Below are 19508 nucleotides of genomic sequence, written 5' to 3' on the forward strand. Positions count from 1 at the left end.
CCGGCTGAATCCCCTTGCCGGGCGAAAGCGTTTACACTGGTGCCCTCGGAAATATCTGCGAACACACTCAGGGAAAGACACCATGTCGCATACAGTTCTTGTCACCGGTGGCGCTGGCTATATTGGTAGCCATGCCTGTATAGCACTGCAGGAAGCGGGCTATGACACGGTGGTTCTCGACAATTTCTGTAACAGCAGCGCGGTGGCCATCCGCCGGGTCGAAGGTATCTGTGGGGCGACTATCCCGCTGATCGAAGGTGATATTCGCGAGGCCGTAGTGCTCGATCGCCTGTTTGGCGAGTACGCGATCGACGCTGTCATGCACTTTGCCGGGCTCAAGGCGGTGGGAGAGTCGGTCGAGTTGCCGCTGAGCTACTACGACAACAATGTGCATGGCAGCCTGGTGCTGCTCGAGGCCATGCAGCGAGCCGGGGTGAAGCGCCTGCTGTTTTCCTCCTCGGCGACCGTCTACGGCGATCCCGCGTCGGTACCCATCCGCGAGGATTTCCCCACCGGTGCCACCAACCCCTACGGCCGTTCCAAGCTGATGGTGGAGGAAATCCTCGCTGACTGGCAGCACGCCCAGCCCGACTGGAGTATCGGCAGGTTGCGTTACTTCAATCCGGTGGGCGCACATCCCAGCGGGCGTATTGGCGAGGACCCGCAGGGCCCGCCCAACAACCTGATGCCCTTTATCGCCCAGGTGGCGGTCGGGCGGCGGGAGAAGCTTGCCGTATTCGGCAGCGACTACCCGACACCCGACGGGACCGGCGTCCGCGACTACATCCACGTCATGGACCTGGTGGAAGGGCATGTGGCCGCGCTCGACCACCTGCTGCGCAACACCGGCCTGTTGACCGTGAACCTGGGTACCGGCCAGGGCGCGTCGGTGCTGGAACTGGTGCGCGCCTTCGAGCGGGCATCGGGGCGGGCGATACCCTATGAAATCGTCGGTCGCCGCGCCGGCGACATTGCCGCCTGTTGGGCCGACCCGGCCATGGCAATTGACCTGCTGGGCTGGCGCGCGACCCGCAGCGTCGAGGAAATGTGTGCCGATACCTGGCGCTGGCAGGAGGCCAATCCGGATGGTTACAGCTGAGTCCGCGGTGGGCCGGCGGCACCGCGGACTCAGCTGTGACCGGCCGGTGACGCCCGGTGCCTGATTTCGGTTTCGCACTGACCAAGCTCCTGTCTCTACTGGTCTACCCTGTAAGTCAGTGTTTACTCTTGTTGATCCTGGGGATGCTCCTCTGGCGTTGGCGAAGGTTCGCCCTGGCCTGCTGCATCCTCGCCACGTCCTGGCTTTACCTGTGCTCCACGGCCTGGTTTGCGGACTGGGTCATGGGCACCCTCGAGATGCAGTTCCCGCCGCAAGCCCTGTCGGTTATTCCACCGGCGGACGCCATCGTGGTGCTGGGTGGCGCGACCCGTGGATATACCCACATGGCCAGTCACGCCGACCTCAATGCACAGGCGGACCGGCTGGTCCAGGCCGCCCTGCTCTACCGGGCGGGCAAGGCACCGCTGGTCCTGTTTTCCGGCGGCTCGGGCACTGGTGGTCCCCCTGAAGCGGAGCAGATGGTGGGCTACCTGGAGCTGATGGGCATTCCGCGCAAGGCCATTTTGCTCGAGCGCGGCAGTACGGATACCCGCGAGAACGCGTTGAATTCCGCGCGACTCCTCAGGCTGAAAGGCCTGCAGTCGATATTGCTGGTGACCTCGGGCTTCCACATGCCGCGCGCCCAGGCGCTATTCGCCCGCCAGGGCTTGCTGGTGATCCCCGCGCCCACCGATTTCCAGCGTCCGGTCGGCCCGCCCGCTGTGCCGCGATGGCTGCCCATGGTTGATGACCTGCAGCGCACGACCTGGGCGCTCAGGGAATATGTCGGGCTGATCTGGTACCGTTTGCAGGGCTGGCTGTAAAAAACTCTCGACATTTTTCTGTGACCCGCTTCAATAATTCGTTATGGCGACGGCTTGGTGGGGTAGCCGGGGTCCTATACTGCACCTCCAAGGCACCAGTACGGGATTATATGACCCGGTCGACAATAACAGGCCCAATGGCAATCCTGCTGGCGATTCTCGTCAGCAGCCTGCTATTGCCCGCGGCCGGGGGTGCACACGCCGGTACAGCCGCCGCGGATGTGCTCGAAGTCAATGCCAGTGACCTGCACGGGGGGCTCGAACTGCGCGCCCAGTGGCACTTCCAGCCGGGAGACGATAGCGGGTGGGCGGCGCCGGGTTACGACGACAGCAACTGGCAGCGACTGAGCCTGCCACACCGCTGGGAGCGCGGCGGTTACCCGGAAACCGGGCAGATGGCCTGGTACCGCTTGACCCTGCAATTTCCTCTCGAAGTGATGGCCAGCGACAATTTGCGCGGCCAACTCGCCATCTCCATCGGCAAGGTAATGAATGCCTATGAACTTTACGCCGGGGGGCGTCGGCTCGGCGGGGTCGGCCGCATGCCGCCGTTCGCGCAGGGCATCTACGACCAGCAGCAGTTCTATGTCATCCCGGAAGCCCAGATCAGTGCCGAGGGCCGCTTGGTCCTGGCCCTGCGGGTCTGGGGTGGGGAAGACGCCGCCGTGGCCGCCTGGGGTGGCGGGCCCTATGCGGGAAGCTTCCTGGTCGGGGATTACCGCTCCCTGATCCTGAGAGGCGTGGTCGGCGGGCTGCCCGGCCTGCTTTTCTGCGCCCTGAGCCTGGCCTTTGGCGCCCACCACCTGCTGCTCTACCTGCGCAATCGCAGCCTGCGCGCCTACCTCTGGTTCAGCCTGCTGGCCGTGGACATGGCGATCTACGGCCTGATGCTGAGCCAGTGGAAATATCTGCTGCCCTTTGAGTTCCTGACCCTGAAAAAGACGGAATTCGTTAGCTTGTACATCTTTCCGGCCCTGGCCTCGCAGTTGTTGCTGACCCTGATCGACCGCCATGTGGCGTGGCCCTTGCGGGTTTACCAGTTCGGCTACCTGGTGGCGGGCGCGCTGGTGATACTGGTGCCCGGCGCGTGGATACTCTACGCCAGCCTGCCGCTGTGGCAGTTGAGCGTGGTACCGATTTTCGTATTCCTGCCCCTGGCACTGTGGCGGGAGGCCCGCCGGGGCAACCGGGAGGCGCGAACCATCCTGCCGGCGGTGGCATTGTTCCTTGCCACCTGCATCTACGACCTGTTGATCGAAGTGCTCCACCTGGAGGGTATCCGCCTGATGCCACTGGGTTTCCTCGCCATGCTCATGGGCATGTCGTTCTCCCTGGTCAACCGCTTCACCTGCATGTTCAACGAATTGGAACAGGAGGTGGCGCAGCGTACCGCCGAACTCATCGACGCCAACATGCAACTGGTCGAGGCGGCCCGGATAGACCCCCTGACCGGCATGCTCAATCGCCGGGGATTCACCGAGGAAGCCGAGGCTGAGATGTCGCGGATGGCGCGCTCCGGCGAGCGCTTCTCGATCATCCTGGCCGATGTCGACTACTTCAAACGCTTCAACGATGAATACGGCCATATCTGTGGCGACAATGTCCTGCGCCGGATGTCCGAAATCCTCTATCAGCGCACCCGCGACATCGACCAGATCGCCCGCTGGGGCGGCGAGGAATTTATCATGCTGCTGCCCGAAACCGACACCGAGGGCGCAGTGGTGCTGGCGGAAAAGTTGCGCCATGCGGTGGAAAACGCGGAATTCGATTTCGGTGGCGAGCGCATGCGGATTACCATGACCTTCGGCGTCTCCGCTTTTCGCACTGGTGACACCCTCGACAGCTGCATTGCCCGCGCCGATACCGCGATGTACCACGGCAAGAAGAATGGCCGCAACCGGGTGATGATCGGCAAGAGTTCCAGCCTCAGCGTCGTCAGTTGACCTCGCCCCACAGCCGCTGCTCCTTGTACTCGGTATAGCTCATCCCCGTCCACCGGCGGAAGGCGCGGTAAAAACTGTTTACTTCCAGGTACCCGAGTTGTGCGGCGAGGCACTTGCCGGGCAGCCAGCGCTCGCGCAACTGTTGCTCGCAGCGGTACTGGCGCGCCCGGTCCAGCAGGAACTGGTAACTGGTGTGATCCGCCCGCAGGCGCCGCCGCAGGGTGGTGGCGCTGATGCCCAGGTCCTCCGCAACGCTATCGGCCCGGATCCTGGCGAGATCGCCTTCGAGCAGGATGCGCAGCACCTGGTCGGTGGTGCGGTAAGGCCGGTAGCGGCCTGCAGGTGAGTGTTGCGGGTGAGCTTTTCCTCCCCCGTGTTCGAGGTGCAGTGAACTATCCATAAACCATAACTTCCTTGTTGTGGTTGACTGGTGGTGACCGCGCCGGGCGGTAGGTTCAGTCTAGCAAAGGTGGCGCTGGGGGCGCAGGGCTGGCCTGCTTTGATGGAATTGGCCGGGTATGGCTGCCAATACTCCTGCCTTGCTACAGCAGGTCCGGCGCCGGGCAGTCCATTACTGCGGCAATGGCGGCGAGGATCTCGCGTTCCGCGGGATTCAATTCCCCGTCCTCGCTGGCGGCGGCCACCATGGCCTTGAGCAGGCGCGGCTTGAGCAGGGGGTAGAGGCGGGCCAGTTCATGTACCGATTCGCTGAAACCGGCCACCGTACATTCTTCCCGTGGCAGCAGGGCAATGCCCGGCAGTTCGAGTTCCTCCCGACCTGCGGCAAAGGAATCCGCGGTTTCGCCGCTGCCCTCGTGGGCGAGGATGGAGAGCACCACCTGCGCTTGTTGGCTGACCTGGCCCATGCGGCGGTAGCGGGGCGAGCTGGGGCGGACCTGGGTGAACTCCGGGTCGAGGTAATGGCGCAGCAGCTGGTAGAGGCACCACTCGAACAGTTCGGTTTTGGCGTCGGCCTTGATCAGGCCCAGCAGCACGCGCTTCAGCGCAGCGTACTGGCCGGGTGAAATGGCCTTTAATGTAGGCAGGCACAGCTCGACCAGGGGCAGGCGCCGTGGCGCGCCGAGGGCGGCGATCGCGGGGTAGAGGGTGTGGGCTAGTTCCGCCAGGCCGCGCGGGCCCTGCTCCGTCACGATGGCCATTTGCGCCTGGTAGACTTCCGGCCGCGCGTGCAACAGCAGGGCGCAGACGATGGCCTGTGCGCCGAGGGGTTCATGGCTGTGGCGAACCAGTGCCAGTGGAATATCCGCGGCCGCGGCGGTCCGGGCTTCGTAGTCCGCCGCCTCGGCGACGAACTCGGCATCGGCGTTGTCGCCGGTGCTCTCCGCAGTGGCGGCGGCAGTCATGGCCGCGGCGACGATGGCCGCGCGGTCCAGCCCCGGTGTGGCGGTCTGCGTCGCGTCGATGGTGGGGTTGGGGTAGTGGCGCGGTTTGCGCTTGATGTACTCGCCGTTCCAGTCGGGTTCGAGGCGCTGGATGCGGGTATCCAGCGGCGGGTGGGTGGCGAATCCCTGCCACAGCGGGTGGATCACCTGGCCGAAAAATATATGCGACATTTCGCTGGCGCGTGCCGCATGCACCAGAGTGCCGGGCACGTAGCCGCCGATGACCTTGAGGGCGTCGGCGATCCCCTCTCGGTCGCGGGTGAACTGCACCGCGCTGGCATCGGCCAGGTATTCCCGCTGGCGGCTGATCGCCGCGCGCAGGAAGTCGGCAATCAGGCCGCCGAGCCAGCCGAGGGCGCACAGCGCCAGGCCCAGTATCGGCAGCGCGGCGCCGCCCTTGTCGCGGCTGCTGCGGGCGCGACCGCTGCTGCGCAACAGCAGATAGCCCACGTCGCCGACAAAGGTGATGCCCTTGAGCAGCGCCGCCAGGCGAATGTTGAGGCGCATGTCGCCGTTGAGGATATGGCTGAATTCGTGGCCGATTACGCCCTGCAGTTCGGCGCGCTTGAAATGGTCGATGGCGCCCCGGGTCACGGCGATGATGGCATCGGCGGGCACTATGCCCGCGGCGAAGGCATTGATGCCGCGCTCGTCCTCCAGCACATACACCGCGGGCACCGGCATGTTCGCCGCCAGTGCGATTTCCTCCACCACGTTGAGGCAGCGACGCTCCGCCGGGTCGGCAGTCTGCGGCAGGATGCGCTGCCCGCCCATGGCCTCGGCCACGACCTTGCCGCCACTGGAGAGCTGGATCCAGCGGAACAGCACCACCAGCGCCACCGCCCCGGTGATGGCGAGGCCGATAACCCCGGAGCGCTCCCAGCTGAAATAGGCCAGGAAGCCGGTCATGCCCTCGCGATGGCCGGCGTAGAGGTTGTAGTCCCTGCCGACAAACAGGAACGCGGCCACGGCGAGGTTGGTCAGCACGACCAGGATAAAAACCGCCAGAGAAAAGAACACCACCAGCAGGCGGGTGTTGCGGCGGGCGTTGTCCTGGTGGGCGAAAAAGTCCATGGCTGGCGGATAGCCTCAGGGAGCCGGCTGGCTGGGGGTGGTCGGGCCGCGGGTGACTGGTAAAGCCGCTGCCCGGGTGCCTGAAGTTTCGACGGCGCTACAGGGCGCGTCCGTTGAAGCTCCGGGCTCCGGGCATACCGGCTGCGGGCGTACCGGTGCGGCAGCAGTCAGCAGCGGCAGTCGGCTCAGCTGAACTGCACCTTGGGCGCGGCCTGGATTTGCGGCGAGTCGTCGAACTCCAGTAACTGCGCATCGTCCGGGTGGCCGAACTTCGGCGCGAAGAACACCGGCGGGAAGCTCTGGCGGTAGGTGTTGTAGGCCATTACCGCGTCGTTGTAGCCCTGGCGGGCGAAGGCGATACGGTTTTCCGTGGTGGTCAGTTCCTCGGAGAGCTGCTGCATGTTCTCGCTGGCCTTGAGGTCCGGATAGGCTTCAACGGTCACGTTGAGTTTCCCCAGCGCCCCCTGTAGCGCCGATTCCGCGCTGGACAGCTTGCTGATGTCCGCCGCGGCGAGGTCGGTGCCCTTGAGTGCCTGCAGCGCGGCCGCGGCCTCGTTGCGCGCCGCTACCACGGCTTCGAGGGTTTCCCGTTCGTGCTGCAGGTAGCCCTTTGCAGTTTCCACCAGGTTGGGAATCAGGTCGTAGCGGCGCTTCAACTGCACCTCGATCTGGGCGAAGGCGTTTTTAAAGCGGTTCTTCAGGGTAACCAGTTTGTTGTAGATGCTGATGACGTAGATCACCAGCGCCACGATCAGCAGCAAGAGCACGGTACCTGACATGGAAGCCCCCCGGGCGATAATTTGTTGATGGGTTTCAATGTTAGCACGGCCAGATGTTATCGCAGCAAGGCGATCAGCCGGAGGCCTGGAGTAATCCGCTCGCCATCAGTTCATTGAGCAGCCGTTCTACATCCTCGCGCAGCCGGGTTTCCTCTACGTCGTATTCGTCAAGCAGCACTGGAATCATGGCGGGCCATTCGGCGTGTTCGTCAATCAGCTGCCATATTCGGGCGCCAACTTCATCGAGGCCAAAATACTGCTCGCTGGCCAGGTCGAGCAGCACCATTTCGCCGGAGACTTCCTGGAAAATGACCTGTGGAGAGCGGGCCAGGCGGAAAGGGACTGCCACTGGCGATTTCCTCTCGGGTTATAAGTTGGCTTTATAGTATCCTTGCTATCCGCAGTCCGCCGCAACCAGTTGGGCGAGAGTCTAAAGTACCAGCTTTCCCGGAGCTCCCGAGTGCAACACAATCAGCCTATACACGTGGGCATTGCAATCCTGCTCGCGATGACAATGGCCATTGGCCCCTTTGCGCTGGATACTTTCCTGCCCGCCTTTCCTGCCATGGCGGTCAGTCTCGGCACCTCGGTTCACCATATCTCGCTGAGTATCTCGGTGTATGTATTCAGTCTCGCGTTCGGGCAGCTGGTGGCGGGGCCGCTGGCGGACCGGTTTGGTCGCGCCGTCGTGATGCTTTCCGGTCTGGGCATTTTCGCCGTTGCGAGCTTGTTGATCACCTGGGCTCAGAATCTGGAAGAACTGTTGGGCTTGCGCGTGCTGCAGGCCTTCGGTGGTGGCTGGGCGACGGTGTGCGTGCCGGCGATAGTCCGCGACCGCCTGAGTGGCAACGAAGCGGCGCGCTTTTTCAGCCTGATAGGCCTGATCATGATCCTTGCACCGGCTGTCGCGCCCTCACTGGGCAGTGCCGTGCTTCTGGTCTGGGGTTGGCGGGTGATTTTCCTGTTACTCGGGCTCTATGCGGTGGCTGTCGCCCTGCTGCTGTACTTCACGGTTTTTCGTCACCACCGGCGCAGCCCGCCTGCGGATACCGGGTTGAGTGCCTGGCAGCGCTACCGCGCGGTGTTCGCCACCCGCGAGGCGCTGCCCTACATGGTGCTGCAGACCCTCTGTTTCGCCGCGATGCTGCTGTTTATCACCCACGCTTCCTTCATCTACCAGCAGTACTACAGCGCCGGACCCCAGTTCTTCGCGCTCCTGTTTGGCGCCAACATTGTGGTCATGGTATTCGCCAACCTCAGCAACCGCCGGTTGCTCAGGTACTTCCCGCCCCAGCAGATCCTGCGCTGGGCGCTGAGTATCCAGGGCGTCGGGGTATTGCTGCTGGTATTGGTCAGCCTGTTTCAGCCCCGCTTGTGGCTGTTCGTGCCGGCGATGATGATTACCGTTGGCGCCATGGGCGCAATTACGCCCAACACCCAGGCCTGTTTCATGGACCACTTCGGCCGCAATGGCGGCACAGCGGCGGCCCTGATGGGCGCGACCCAGTTCTCGATCGCCGGGCTGATTTCCGCCGGTTCGGCGCTGTTGCCCGAGTCTGTGTCGGCCATCGTGCTGGCGCAGGCTGCCTGCGTCATCCCCTGTCTTGCCCTGGTCTGGCTGCGGCGCCGGGCAGGCTGAGTTCACTTCCACGGCTGATTCAGGTCCGTCGCGGGACACCTCGCGGCACAGCACAGGCGCACCTGTAGTGCTAGACTGGGCGCCAAACCAGGTGAAGCGAACGTCTATGCCGGATCCAGTCAAACTTACCGAGTTCAGTCACGGCGCGGGCTGTGGTTGCAAGATTGCCCCGCGGGTACTCGATACCATTCTCGCCGGGGCCGGCGCCAGCCTCCCGGACCCTGCGTTGCTGGTGGGCAACAGTACCCGCGACGACGCTGCCGCCTACGATCTCGGCAACGGCGAAGTCATTCTTAGTACCACCGACTTCTTCATGCCCATTGCTGATGACCCCTTCGATTTCGGCCGCATCGCCGCCGCCAACGCGATCAGCGATATCTATGCGATGGGCGGGCAGCCGATGATGGCCATCGCCATTCTCGGCTGGCCGGTCAACCAGCTGTCCGCGGAAGTGGCCGGGCAGGTAGTCGCCGGCGGGCGGGCCGTATGCAGTGAAGCAGGTATCGCCCTTGCCGGTGGCCACAGTATCGATTCGCCGGAACCCATATTTGGTCTCGCGGTCACCGGCCGGGTGCGCCGGGAGCACCTGCGCCGCAATGCCACCGCGCAGGCCGGGGACCGGCTCTACCTGACCAAGCCGCTCGGTGTGGGAATTCTCACCACCGCGCAGAAGCAGAAATTGCTGCGCCCGGAGCACGAACACCTGGCCCGCGACTGGATGTGCCGGCTGAACAGTGTGGGCGCGCGGCTGGCGCCGGTTTCCGGCGTAACCGCGATGACCGATGTGACCGGCTTTGGCTTGCTGGGCCACCTGCTGGAACTGTGTGAAGGTTCCGGGCTGGGGGCGCGACTGGACTACCCGGCGATTCCGCTGATCGGCCCGGTGCGCGATTACCTCGAGCGCGGGGCGATCCCCGGCGGCACCAGCCGCAACTTTGCCAGTTACGGTGAGCGCGTCGCACCGCTCACCGAGGAGCAGCGGCACCTGCTGTGCGACCCCCAGACCAGCGGCGGACTGCTGGTCGCGGTGCGGCCCGAGGCCTGTGATGTGGTGGAATCGATACTGCTCGAAGCGGACATTCCCGTCGCGTGCATTGGCGAAATGCAGCCGGGTGACAACCCGCTGCGGGTGGAGGTTGTCGGGTGAACGATACGGCGAACTACGCAGCGCTGTTTCTCAACGACGTGCCGCTGATGGATACCCGCGCGCCGGTGGAGTTCGCCCGGGGTAGCATGCCCGGGGCGATCAACCTGCCCCTGATGAGTGACGAGGAACGCGCCGCGGTGGGTACCTGTTACAAGGAGCGGGGCCAGGCAGCGGCGATCGAGCTCGGCCACAAACTGGTGCGCAATGAGGTTAAATACCAGCGCGTGCGCGGGTGGCTGGAATTCGCCCGGGCCAACCCCGGTGGCTACCTCTACTGTTTTCGCGGCGGCCTGCGCTCGCAGATCTGCCAGCAGTGGATGCACGATGCAGGCTGCGAATTTCCACGGGTGCTGGGTGGCTACAAGGCCATGCGCCATTTCCTGCTGGAAACGCTGGAGGAACAGTGCGGCTGGCGTCAGCTGGTCGTGGTGGCGGGGCATACCGGCGCCGCGAAAACCGAATTGCTGCAGCAACTGCCCAACAGCATCGATCTCGAGGGTCTGGCCCACCACCGCGGCAGTGCCTTCGGCAAACGCCCCGGTGGCCAGCCGACGCAGATCGATTTTGAAAACAGCATCGCGGTGGGCCTGTTGAAGCAGGCGCACCGCGCCAGCAGTGGGCTGACCGTGGTGGAAGACGAGAGCCACCTGATCGGCCGGCTGGCATTGCCCGAGGCCCTGCGCAGGGCCATGGATACGGCACCGGTGGTGCGGGTCGAGAGTTCGCTGGAGCAGCGGGTGGAGCACACGTACGAAAACTATATCCTGGATGCCCTGCGCGAGCGCCAGGCGGAATACGGCGAGCACGACGGATTTGCGGCCTTCGCAAACCACCTGCGCGAATCGCTCTACAATATCCGGCGCCGGCTGGGCGGCGCACGCTATGCCGAATTGTCCACCGTTATGGAGTCCGCCATCGAGGCCCATGGGCGCGGCAACGCCGAGGCCCACCTGGGCTGGATAGAAACCCTGCTGCAGCACTATTACGACCCGATGTACGAATACCAGATCAGTAGTAAAAAGGCGCGCGTGATCTTCTCCGGCCCGCCGCGGGACGTGCGTGAATACCTGCTGCGCTGTGGCGACGTCGGGCTCGCAAGCTGAAAAGCGGGATTAGCCCGGCCGCTGTGCCTGGACGCCATCGGCACCTTATTGCAATGATATCCGGACGGCCGAGCGAGCCCGGTCCGGGGAAACAGGGGGTTAACAATTGAAAAAACTTCTCGGCGCGTTGTGCCTGGTCCTGTTCGCCGCGCCCTCGCTGGCGGCTACGTTTACCTTCACTGCGATCCCCGACGAGGACGAGTCCCGGCTGGTTGAGCGTTTCGACAAGGTTGCCCGCTACCTGCAGCAGCGCCTGGGGGTGGAGGTGATGTACGTTCCGGTCAAATCCTATCCGGCGGCGATCACCGCCTTCCGCCTTAACCAGGTGCAGCTGGCCTGGTTCGGCGGGCTTTCCGGGGTCCAGGCGCGGCAACTGGTGCCGGGAGCCCAGGCGATCGCCCAGGGCCATGAGGACCAGTATTTCAAAAGTTACTTCATCGCCCATCACAGCACCGGCCTGCAATCCTCGCCGCAGCTCACCGACGCGATTCAGGGAATGAGCTTCACCTTTGGCGCCAAGGGCTCTACCTCCGGCCGCCTGATGCCGGAGTACTTCCTGCGCAAGCGTTTCGACAAGTCCCCGGAGGCGCTGTTTTCCCGCGTCGGTTTTTCCGGCGATCACAGCATGACCATCGCCCAGGTACAGGCGGGTGTCTACCAGGTGGGCGTGGTCAACTACCTGGTCTGGCAGAATGAAGTCGCCGCCGGCAAGGTGGACCCGGAGAAGGTTGCGGTAATCTGGGAAACCCCCAACTACCCGGATTACCAGTGGACCCTGCGCGGCGATGTCGACGCCACCTTTGGCGCGGGTTTTGCCGACAAGGTGCGCGCCGCGCTGCTGGAACTGGATGATCCCGAGTTGCTTGCCGCCTTTCCCCGCGAGTCTTTTGTGCCGGCCTCGAATGCTGACTACGCGCCGATTGAAGATGTCGCCAGGACCCTCGACCTGTTGCAATGAATGCGCTGGTTGAGCTGCGTGGCTACACCCTGGAACGCAATGGTGCGGTAATCCTGCGCAATATCGACCTGGTCATCCAGCCGGGCGAGCGGGTGGCGCTGGTGGGGCCCAGTGGCGCGGGCAAGTCATCGCTGCTGCTCGCGCTTTACGAATTACTGCGCGACCAGGCGGCGCTCTGCCCCCAGCAGCTGGGGCTGGTCGATGCGCTGTCCGCCTACCACAATATTTACATGGCGCGGCTGGAACGGCACTCGCTGCTCGCCAACCTGTGCAACCTGCTGTATCCCCTGCCCGGGCCCCGGCGCGAGGTCGGTCAACTGGCGAAGGCCTTTGCCATCGAGCCGCTGTTGCGCCGACGGGTAGTGTCGCTGTCGGGGGGGGAGCGCCAGCGGGTAGCGCTGGCGCGAGCCTGCTACCGCGGCCTGCCGGTATTTCTCGGGGATGAGCCCGTATCCAGCGTCGACCCGGACCAGGGCGGCCGCCTGCTGGCACAGGTGTGCGAGCGTCACGCCACGGTGGTCGCTGCCCTGCACAGCCCGGAACAGGCCCTGCAGAATTTTCAGCGGGTGATCGGCCTGCAGGGTGGTGCCGTCGCCTTTGACTGTCCCGCGCAGTCCATGAGCCAGCAGGCGCTGATCGATTTCTACCGTGACCCCTGAGTTCCCCGCACGCCTGCGCCGCTGGCGCCGGGAGCGGCCGGAGCTCTTCATCACCGGCGTATTCCTGCTGCTGGCTGTAGCCTCCCTCGCGCTGCTTGACCTGCAGGTACACGCCGTTGAACCCTGGCAGGAGCTCGCGCGCATCGGGCGCGGCCTGCTGACACCGCGCTGGGAGGACTGGCCGGTGCTGGGCAGGGCGCTGCTGAATACCGTGGCCTTCGCCCTGTGTGCGGTGACCATTGCCGTCGTTACCGGGGGCGTGCTTTCCCTGTTTTACCGCCTGGCGCCGGTGCGCGTGGCCTGTGCCGCCGTGCGGGCGGTGCACGAGGTTTTCTGGGGTCTGCTCCTGATGCAGTTCCTGGGGCTCTCCGCCCTGACCGGGGTGCTTGCCATCGCCATCCCCTACAGTGCGATTTTCGCCCGGGTGTTCGCCGATATTTACGCCGAGCAGTCGCCGCTGCCGCAGCAGGTGCTGGCCCGGCATCGTGTGGGAGTAAGTCGCTGGTGCTACACCGTACTGGCCCAGGGCTGGTGGTCGCTGTGCAGTTACGTGCGCTATCGCTTCGAATGCGCCCTGCGCGCCAGCGCGATCCTCGGCTTTATCGGCCTGCCGACCCTGGGTTTTCATTTCGAAACGGCGCTCAAACAGGGCAGTTACAGCGAGGCGGCCTGCCTGCTGTGGATTTTCTACCTGCTGATCGCCGGCCTGCGCTGGTGGCTGCAGTGGCGCCTGTTGCCGGTCTATTGTGTCGTCGCCTTCCTGGTATTGCCGGATTCGATGCCGGTAAGCGGAAGCTTCCTGTGGGAATTTCTCAGCCGGGATATCTGGCCTGCCGCCCTGCGCGAGGGGAATCTCACCGCGGCGCTGCGCTGGTACGGCACAGAGCTCTGGAGCGAGGCCCTGCCCGCGGCCCTGCAGACCGTGGCCCTGTCGCTGGTGGCGCTGGTGGCCAGCGGCCTGTTGGTTCTGCTGCTGTTCCCGCTGGCAGCGCGGCCCTGCGCCGGGCGCCTCGCGCCCGGCGGCCACGCCTTGCTGGTCTTCCTGCGCGCCACCCCGGAGCTGATGCTGGCCTTCGTGTTCCTGTTGTTGTTCGGCCCCTCGGCGCTGCCGGCGATCATCGCCCTGGCCCTGCACAATGGCGGGCTGATCGCCTACCTCGCTGCCCGCGAGGCGGACCGCCTGCCCCTGCGTCCGGATGCCGCCGGCGGTGCCAATCTCTGGGCTTACGAAATGGTACCGCGACTCTACCCCCGGATCAGCGCCCTGCTGCTCTACCGCTGGGAGGTCATTTTGCGCGAGAGCGCCATTCTCGGCATACTCGGGGTAACGACGCTGGGCTTCTATGTGGATTCCGCCTTCGCCGAATTCCGCATGGACCGGGCGCTGCTCCTGCTGCTGGTCACCGCCGGGCTGAATATCGCGGTGGATGCCCTGAGCCAGCGGATCAACCGCACACTGCGCCACGAGTCTGCGCAGAGTATCCCGGTGCGCTAGGCTGCGCGGCATTGACAGCCCGTTTGCTGCGGTGACAATAGCCAGTGACAGAGTCAGGTGTTAGATAACACATGTCCCAGCGGATGATTTACCAGACCGAGGAAACCCGGGCCCACATTCTCGCGGTGGCGGAACGCCTGTTCCTCGAGCGCGGATTTTTCGACACCCAGATGAAGGATGTCGCCGAAGCGGTGGGCATGAGCCGCAATACCCTGTACCGCTACTACCGCGACAAGACCGACCTCGGCGTCGCCATCCTCGAGTCGGTGCTGGCCGAGGTGGTGGGTGATTTTCTCGCCGCCCTGCAGGAGTCGGAACAAAAGCCCTGGCCCGACCGGCGCGCACAACTCGTGGCGGTATTACGGGCAGTGGTCATCGAGCAAAAACACGAGACCCAGCTGCGCTATATCGCCGAGTTCGACGCCTTTTTCTCCGGTAACCGGATTCCGGACAACTTTGCCAACCTGCAGGACCAGACACCCTGGGAACCGGTGATCGCGGCCTTCTCCGCACTGATCGAGGCAGGTATCGAGGAGGGTTCCATCCGCGATGACCTGCCTCCGGATGTGCTGCTGCAACTGCTCTTTCTGACCACCAAATCGGTCCAGACCGAATTGACCCTGCGCCGCCCGGCGCTCCGCCTCTGGGACCCAAGGATGCTGCCGGGGCTTATCGACCTGCTCGCACAGGGGCTGAAACCGCCCGCTTGAACCCGCTTCGCCCGGCACCCAGCCTCTCCCCGATTGCGGCATGACATTGAGGTCGCCCGCTTGACAGCGGCGTTTTCCTGCGCATAATTGCACCAAATATAACACGCGTAACATAACACGAGGTGCGGAAGTGGGAGCCGCCAGTTTCCCCTGGGCTTGCCCACCGCCACTGCACGCTGACACCACAATAATTATTCAAGGAGGCCATCGATGCCCGTAATTGATCATTCACCCGCCCCCCGATTCCCTGCCACGGCTGTGTCCGCGCTGGCCATCGCGGTGGCGCTGGCAGGTGCCGCGCCGGCCCAGGCCCAAAGCGGCGCCCTGGCCCTGGAAGAGGTCGTGGTGACGGCGCAGAAACGCGAGCAGAACCTGCAGGATGTGCCGGTGTCGGTGTCGGCGATCAGTGCAGCCATGATCGAACAGGCCGGCATACAGACCACCGAGGACATGACCCGGGTGGCGCCGTCGCTGACCTTCACCGGCAACGTGGACAAGCAGGGCCAGTCATTCAGCCTGCGCGGTATCGGCACCAACACCTTCGGCATCAACATCGAGCAGAGCGTGGCGTTCATCGTCGACGATGTCGCCGCTGTCCAGCAGGGGGAGTCCATTGCCAATCTCTCCGACATCGCGCGCATTGAGATCCTGCGTGGCCCGCAGAGCACCCTGTTTGGCAAGAGCGCCTCGGCCGGTGCGATCGTCGTCAGCACCAGGAATCCCGCGGAAGAGTTCGAGGGGAGCATCGGCGGCACCTCGACCAGCGACGATGAATACCGGTTGCACAGCATGGTTTCCGGGCCGCTCGGCGACAACCTCGGCTACCGCCTGAACGCCTACTGGAATGACTGGGACGGCAACATCGACAACCTGAGCACCGGTGACACCCTGAACGGCGCGGAGTCCTGGGGCCTGCGCGGCAAGCTGCGCTGGTTCGTCACCGACAACATCGAGGCCCTGTTGACCGCCTATTACAACAAGGAGGAGGGGTCCTGCTGCGCCATGACCCAGCAGGTCAGCTCCCCCGACGCCCGCCTTTTTGGCGCCATTCCCCTGAACCGGGAGGGCGTCACCCCGGGCAAGGACAACGACCGGGTTCGCTACGACCTGCCGCTGGAGGCCGATACCGAATCCGCGGGCGGCAATCTGCACCTGGAAGCCGAGCTGGGCGAGTTTTCGCTGGTGTCCATCACTGCCTACAACAGTTGGGACTACAGCCGGGTGACCGATGTCGACGGGACCGATGTGGACCTGGCTGCCCTGGTGACCGCCGGTCAGGAGCACGGCGGCATGTACGAAAGCCCGGAGATCGACAGCGAATTCTTCTCCCAGGAGTTCCGCCTGGTTTCGCCCGACTACGACAACTACGATTACCTGCTCGGCCTGTACTACGCCGACGCGACGACCGAACGCTACGGAGAGCGCAACATCGATCCCGACCTGCCGATCATCCAGGCGAATGATTACGCTGAGGCTGGTACCGAGACAGCTGCGCTGTTCGGCCAGTTCAACTGGCGCTTCAGCGAGAGCACCGGGGTTTCTGCAGGTTTGCGCTTCAATCACGAGAAGATCAGTGCAGACTACGTCGACTTTCTTAACAACGGGGCGCGAATCAGCAGCAGTGACAGTGACGACGCGGTGGTCGGCCGGCTGGCCCTGCAGCACTTCCTGGCCGACGACGTGATGCTGTTCGCCAGTTTCGCCACCGGGTACAAGGGGCAGGCCTATGACCTCTCCGATTTCAACCAGTACAAGGCCGATCACCCGGTGCAGCCGGAGACCTCGGATGCCTTTGAGCTGGGGATCAAGAGCAAGCTGTGGAACCAGCGCCTGCTGGTGAACGCGACGGCGTTCTACAGTATCTATGATGACTTCCAGGCGCAGTCGACTACCTTCGACGAAACCGGCCTGCTGACCGTTAATGTGGTCAATGTGGGCAAGCTGGAAACCTCCGGCGTGGAACTGGAATCGACGCTCCTGCTGAGCGAGAACCTCAGCCTTAGCGCAAATGCCGCGTACATGGACGCGCAGGTGAACGACTACACCGGTGCCAGCTGCTGGCCGGGGCAGACCGAGGCGCAGGGCTGCATTGGCGGAAACTTCCAGAATATCGACGGCGGGAAACTGCCCTCGGCACCGGACTGGAAATACAACCTGATGCTCGACTACCAACTGCCGCTGCCAGCCCTGCCTTTCGATGCCTTTGCCGGCATCAACTACCGCTGGCAGGACGATGTCACCTTCGACATCAACCAGGACCCGAACATGTTCCAGGGCGCCTACGGCATCGCTGATTTTCGCATGGGCATTACCGACAAGCATGATCGTTACCAGGTGACTGCTTTCATCAAGAACGTGCTCGACAAGGCCTACACATCGGGTATGCGCAACCCGTCGCCGCTCTATGGCGGTGCCGATGTGTTTGCGCAGACCCGGCCGCGCGATGTCGAGCGCTACTTTGGCATCAATGCGGAATACCGTTTCTGACCGAATACGCGAGGAATTGCACAATGACAGAAGGAACTTCCACGGGGACCTCACTGAATCGTTGGCGCAGCAGTGCCCTGTGCATTGTGCTGGCGTTGGCGGGAGGAATGGCCGCCGCCACTCCGGCGCCGGAGGCCACTGCCCAGCGGGTGGCGAGCCACTACAGCCTCGAGGACACGATGTTCAGCAAGCCCTTTATCGACATCGACGAGTGGCGTGACACCCCGGTGCGCCACCGCTATGTGCACGGCGGCTTTGCGGACACGGATACCCGCTTCTCCTTCTACCTGCCGCCAAAGGAAAAGTACGAGGGGCGCTTCTTCCAGTACATCACCCCGGTGCCCGAAAGCGAAAACCTGTCGCAGGGCAAGAGCGGGGAAGAGGACAAGATCGGCTTTGCCGTCGACAGCGGCGCCTATTTTGTCGAGACCAACGGCGGCGGCAAATTCGGTGCGGCGACACCGGGCCAGAGCATTGACCCGACTATCGGCGCATTCCGCGCCAACGCCGCCGCGGCACAGTACTCCCGGGCCGTGGCGCTGGAGATGTATGGCGGCAAACGGCCCTACGGCTACGCCTTCGGCGGCAGTGGCGGCGCCTTCCGCACGATTGGCGGGATGGAAAACACCGAGGGGGTCTGGGATGGCGCCGTGCCCTATGTGGCCGGTTCGCCGATGTCGATTCCCAATGTATTTACCGTGCGCACCTACGCGATGCGCGTCCTCGCCGACAAACTGCCCGCTATTGCCGACGCGGTGGATGTCGGCAGCGGCAAAGACCCGTTCACCGATATCGGCCTGAACGCGGAAGAGCGCGACGCGCTTCAGGAGGCCACCCGGCTGGGCTTCCCGCTGCGTGGCTGGCACGCCTGGGATCACCTCGGCCTGCATGCCTTCTCGCTGTTGTTCCCGGCGGTGGTGGCGGTGGATACCCCCTATTTCAGCGACTTCTGGGCCAAGCCTGGCTATGAAGGCTACCAGCCCACGGCCTCGCTGAAGCGGGCGCAACTCGACTTTACGGTGGCCATCGACAAGCTGGTCGGCGTGGACGAGGCGCGAGCCATGGGGCTGGAGGTCGGCCACCTGCCGGGACAGCGCCACGGCCTCGCCGACGACGCCTGGAAGGCGATGCAGGGCAAGCACCAGGCGGCGCTGCCGGTGGCGCTGAAGATCGCCGCGGTGCCCGCGCAGAATACCCTCGGTGCCGACCTGTCGGTGGCCTCCGGCGATGCGGCGGGTACCCCCCTGCCGCTGGTGCGCCTGGAAGGCGATATCGTGTTGCTGGCGCCTGGGGCCGAGGAGGCCCTGGCGAAACTGAAGGTGGGCGACAAGTTGCACTTCGACAATCGCAACTTCCTTGCCGTGCAGACCTACCATCGCCACCAGGTGCCGGGGCCGGAATACGCTGTCTGGGACCAGTTCCGCGACGCCCAGGACAAGCCCATCTACCCCCAGCGGCCGATGCTGCTCGGCCCGATGTTCGCGCAGGGCGCCTCCGGCACACTGCAAAGCGGCGACTTCAAGGGCAAGATGATCCTGCTGGAAAACCTCTACGACACCGAGGCCTTCCCCTGGCAGGCGGACTGGTACCGGGCGCGGGTGCAGGAGCACCTCGGCGAGGCCATGGACGACAACTTCCGCCTGTGGTTCAACGACCACAGCAATCACCACGACGCCACCGAGCAGCGCGATCCGCTGCACACCGTCAGTTACCTCGGGGTGCTGCAGCAGGCGCTGCGGGATGTGAGCGCCTGGGTGGAGGCGGGCGTCGAGCCGCCCGCGAATACTCGCTACGAGGTTGTTGACGGGCAGGTCGAAGTTCCCGAAGATGCCGCCCTGCGCGGCGGCATCCAGCCCACCATCGCATTGACGGCAAACGGCAGCAGCCGCGCCGAAGTGGCGGCGGGCGAAGCGGTGGACCTGGTGGCCAGCGTAGCGGTGCCCGCGGGCACCGGCAGTATTGTCGCGGCGCAGTGGGACCTCGACGGGCAGGGAACCTTTCCCGTAGCGGGCCAGATCGAGCGCGCTGCCGATGGCCAGGTAACGGTGCGCCTGGAGCACGCCTATAGCCAGCCGGGGACCTGGTTCCCGACCCTGCGGGTGGCGTCGCAGCGCGAGGGCGACGCCGGAACCGCCTTTGCCCGTATCCAGAACCTGGGGCGGGTGCGGGTGGTGGTGCGCTGACTCGC

At 64.4% G+C, this 19508-nt stretch carries 16 protein-coding genes; 12 read left to right on the forward strand and 4 right to left on the reverse strand.

Annotated elements, in window-relative coordinates; all coding sequences use genetic code 11:
* Positions 1-82: 82 nt before the first annotated feature.
* From galE to ACNKU3_RS15540, 3 genes are all read left to right on the forward strand, one after another.
* A complete protein-coding gene (gene galE / locus ACNKU3_RS15530; protein ID WP_418260423.1) occupies positions 83-1099 on the forward strand; it encodes a UDP-glucose 4-epimerase GalE in 1017 nt (338 codons plus the stop codon).
* Between the two features lie 143 nt (positions 1100-1242).
* On the forward strand, positions 1243-1923 hold the full coding sequence (locus ACNKU3_RS15535) for a YdcF family protein (RefSeq protein ID WP_418260424.1): 681 nt from the start codon (positions 1243-1245) through the stop codon (positions 1921-1923).
* Positions 1924-2060: 137 nt separating this feature from the next.
* Entirely contained in the window at positions 2061-3866 is a 1806-nt protein-coding gene (locus ACNKU3_RS15540; RefSeq protein ID WP_418260425.1) for a diguanylate cyclase, read from the forward strand.
* On the opposite strand, the gene ACNKU3_RS15545 is transcribed toward ACNKU3_RS15540, so the two are convergent.
* The 4 genes from ACNKU3_RS15545 to ACNKU3_RS15560 all read right to left on the reverse strand — a co-directional run bounded on the left by ACNKU3_RS15545 (position 3859) and on the right by ACNKU3_RS15560 (position 7471).
* Positions 3859-4266 (reverse strand): helix-turn-helix domain-containing protein, encoded by a 408-nt coding sequence (locus ACNKU3_RS15545; protein ID WP_418260426.1) that lies wholly within the window; start codon positions 4264-4266, stop codon positions 3859-3861. The two genes, ACNKU3_RS15540 and ACNKU3_RS15545, sit on opposite strands and share 8 nt — an antisense overlap.
* Positions 4267-4408: 142 nt before the next feature.
* Entirely contained in the window at positions 4409-6343 is a 1935-nt protein-coding gene (locus tag ACNKU3_RS15550) for a M48 family metallopeptidase (protein WP_418260427.1), read from the reverse strand.
* Positions 6344-6528: 185 nt separating this feature from the next.
* Entirely contained in the window at positions 6529-7122 is a 594-nt protein-coding gene (locus tag ACNKU3_RS15555; protein WP_418260428.1) for a LemA family protein, read from the reverse strand.
* A gap of 73 nt (positions 7123-7195) precedes the next feature.
* Positions 7196-7471, reverse strand: coding sequence for a PqqD family protein (locus ACNKU3_RS15560; RefSeq protein WP_418260429.1), 276 nt, complete (start codon positions 7469-7471; stop codon positions 7196-7198).
* Positions 7472-7582: 111 nt separating this feature from the next.
* Here ACNKU3_RS15560 and ACNKU3_RS15565 point away from each other — a divergent pair, with 111 nt between their 5' ends.
* The 9 genes from ACNKU3_RS15565 (at position 7583) to ACNKU3_RS15605 (ending at position 19503) form a co-directional block, all read left to right on the forward strand.
* Entirely contained in the window at positions 7583-8761 is a 1179-nt protein-coding gene (locus ACNKU3_RS15565) for a multidrug effflux MFS transporter (protein ID WP_418260430.1), read from the forward strand.
* 106 nt (positions 8762-8867) lie between these two features.
* Entirely contained in the window at positions 8868-9908 is a 1041-nt protein-coding gene (gene selD, locus ACNKU3_RS15570) for a selenide, water dikinase SelD (RefSeq protein ID WP_418260431.1), read from the forward strand.
* On the forward strand, positions 9905-11011 hold the full coding sequence (gene mnmH, locus ACNKU3_RS15575; RefSeq protein WP_418260432.1) for a tRNA 2-selenouridine(34) synthase MnmH: 1107 nt from the start codon (positions 9905-9907) through the stop codon (positions 11009-11011). Before selD ends, mnmH begins: the two co-directional genes overlap by 4 nt.
* Positions 11012-11117: 106 nt before the next feature.
* Positions 11118-11969, forward strand: a complete 852-nt coding sequence (locus ACNKU3_RS15580) for a putative selenate ABC transporter substrate-binding protein (RefSeq protein WP_418260433.1) — start codon at positions 11118-11120, stop codon at positions 11967-11969.
* Entirely contained in the window at positions 11966-12628 is a 663-nt protein-coding gene (locus tag ACNKU3_RS15585) for an ATP-binding cassette domain-containing protein (RefSeq protein WP_418260434.1), read from the forward strand. Before ACNKU3_RS15580 ends, ACNKU3_RS15585 begins: the two co-directional genes overlap by 4 nt.
* Positions 12618-14123 (forward strand): PhnE/PtxC family ABC transporter permease, encoded by a 1506-nt coding sequence (locus ACNKU3_RS15590; RefSeq protein WP_418260435.1) that lies wholly within the window; start codon positions 12618-12620, stop codon positions 14121-14123. The genes ACNKU3_RS15585 and ACNKU3_RS15590 overlap by 11 nt, the downstream gene beginning before the upstream one ends.
* A gap of 71 nt (positions 14124-14194) precedes the next feature.
* Entirely contained in the window at positions 14195-14833 is a 639-nt protein-coding gene (locus tag ACNKU3_RS15595) for a TetR/AcrR family transcriptional regulator (protein ID WP_418260436.1), read from the forward strand.
* Between the two features lie 210 nt (positions 14834-15043).
* On the forward strand, positions 15044-17320 hold the full coding sequence (locus ACNKU3_RS15600) for a TonB-dependent receptor (RefSeq protein ID WP_418260437.1): 2277 nt from the start codon (positions 15044-15046) through the stop codon (positions 17318-17320).
* A gap of 23 nt (positions 17321-17343) precedes the next feature.
* Entirely contained in the window at positions 17344-19503 is a 2160-nt protein-coding gene (locus ACNKU3_RS15605) for a hypothetical protein (protein WP_418260438.1), read from the forward strand.
* Positions 19504-19508 lie beyond the last annotated feature (5 nt).

The sequence above is a fragment of the Haliea sp. E17 genome (assembly GCF_048323675.1).
Taxonomy (GTDB): Bacteria; Pseudomonadota; Gammaproteobacteria; order Pseudomonadales; family Halieaceae; genus Mangrovimicrobium.

Coding starts and splice junctions, on each gene's coding strand:
- galE (WP_418260423.1), top strand. CDS start 83: ATGTCGCATACAGTTCTTGTCACCGGTGGCGCTGGCTATATTGGTAGC.
- ACNKU3_RS15535 (WP_418260424.1), top strand. CDS start 1,243: ATGCTCCTCTGGCGTTGGCGAAGGTTCGCCCTGGCCTGCTGCATCCTC.
- ACNKU3_RS15540 (WP_418260425.1), top strand. CDS start 2,061: ATGGCAATCCTGCTGGCGATTCTCGTCAGCAGCCTGCTATTGCCCGCG.
- ACNKU3_RS15545 (WP_418260426.1), bottom strand. CDS start 4,266: ATGGATAGTTCACTGCACCTCGAACACGGGGGAGGAAAAGCTCACCCG.
- ACNKU3_RS15550 (WP_418260427.1), bottom strand. CDS start 6,343: ATGGACTTTTTCGCCCACCAGGACAACGCCCGCCGCAACACCCGCCTG.
- ACNKU3_RS15555 (WP_418260428.1), bottom strand. CDS start 7,122: ATGTCAGGTACCGTGCTCTTGCTGCTGATCGTGGCGCTGGTGATCTAC.
- selD (WP_418260431.1), top strand. CDS start 8,868: ATGCCGGATCCAGTCAAACTTACCGAGTTCAGTCACGGCGCGGGCTGT.
- ACNKU3_RS15585 (WP_418260434.1), top strand. CDS start 11,966: ATGAATGCGCTGGTTGAGCTGCGTGGCTACACCCTGGAACGCAATGGT.
- ACNKU3_RS15595 (WP_418260436.1), top strand. CDS start 14,195: ATGTCCCAGCGGATGATTTACCAGACCGAGGAAACCCGGGCCCACATT.
- ACNKU3_RS15600 (WP_418260437.1), top strand. CDS start 15,044: ATGCCCGTAATTGATCATTCACCCGCCCCCCGATTCCCTGCCACGGCT.
- ACNKU3_RS15605 (WP_418260438.1), top strand. CDS start 17,344: ATGACAGAAGGAACTTCCACGGGGACCTCACTGAATCGTTGGCGCAGC.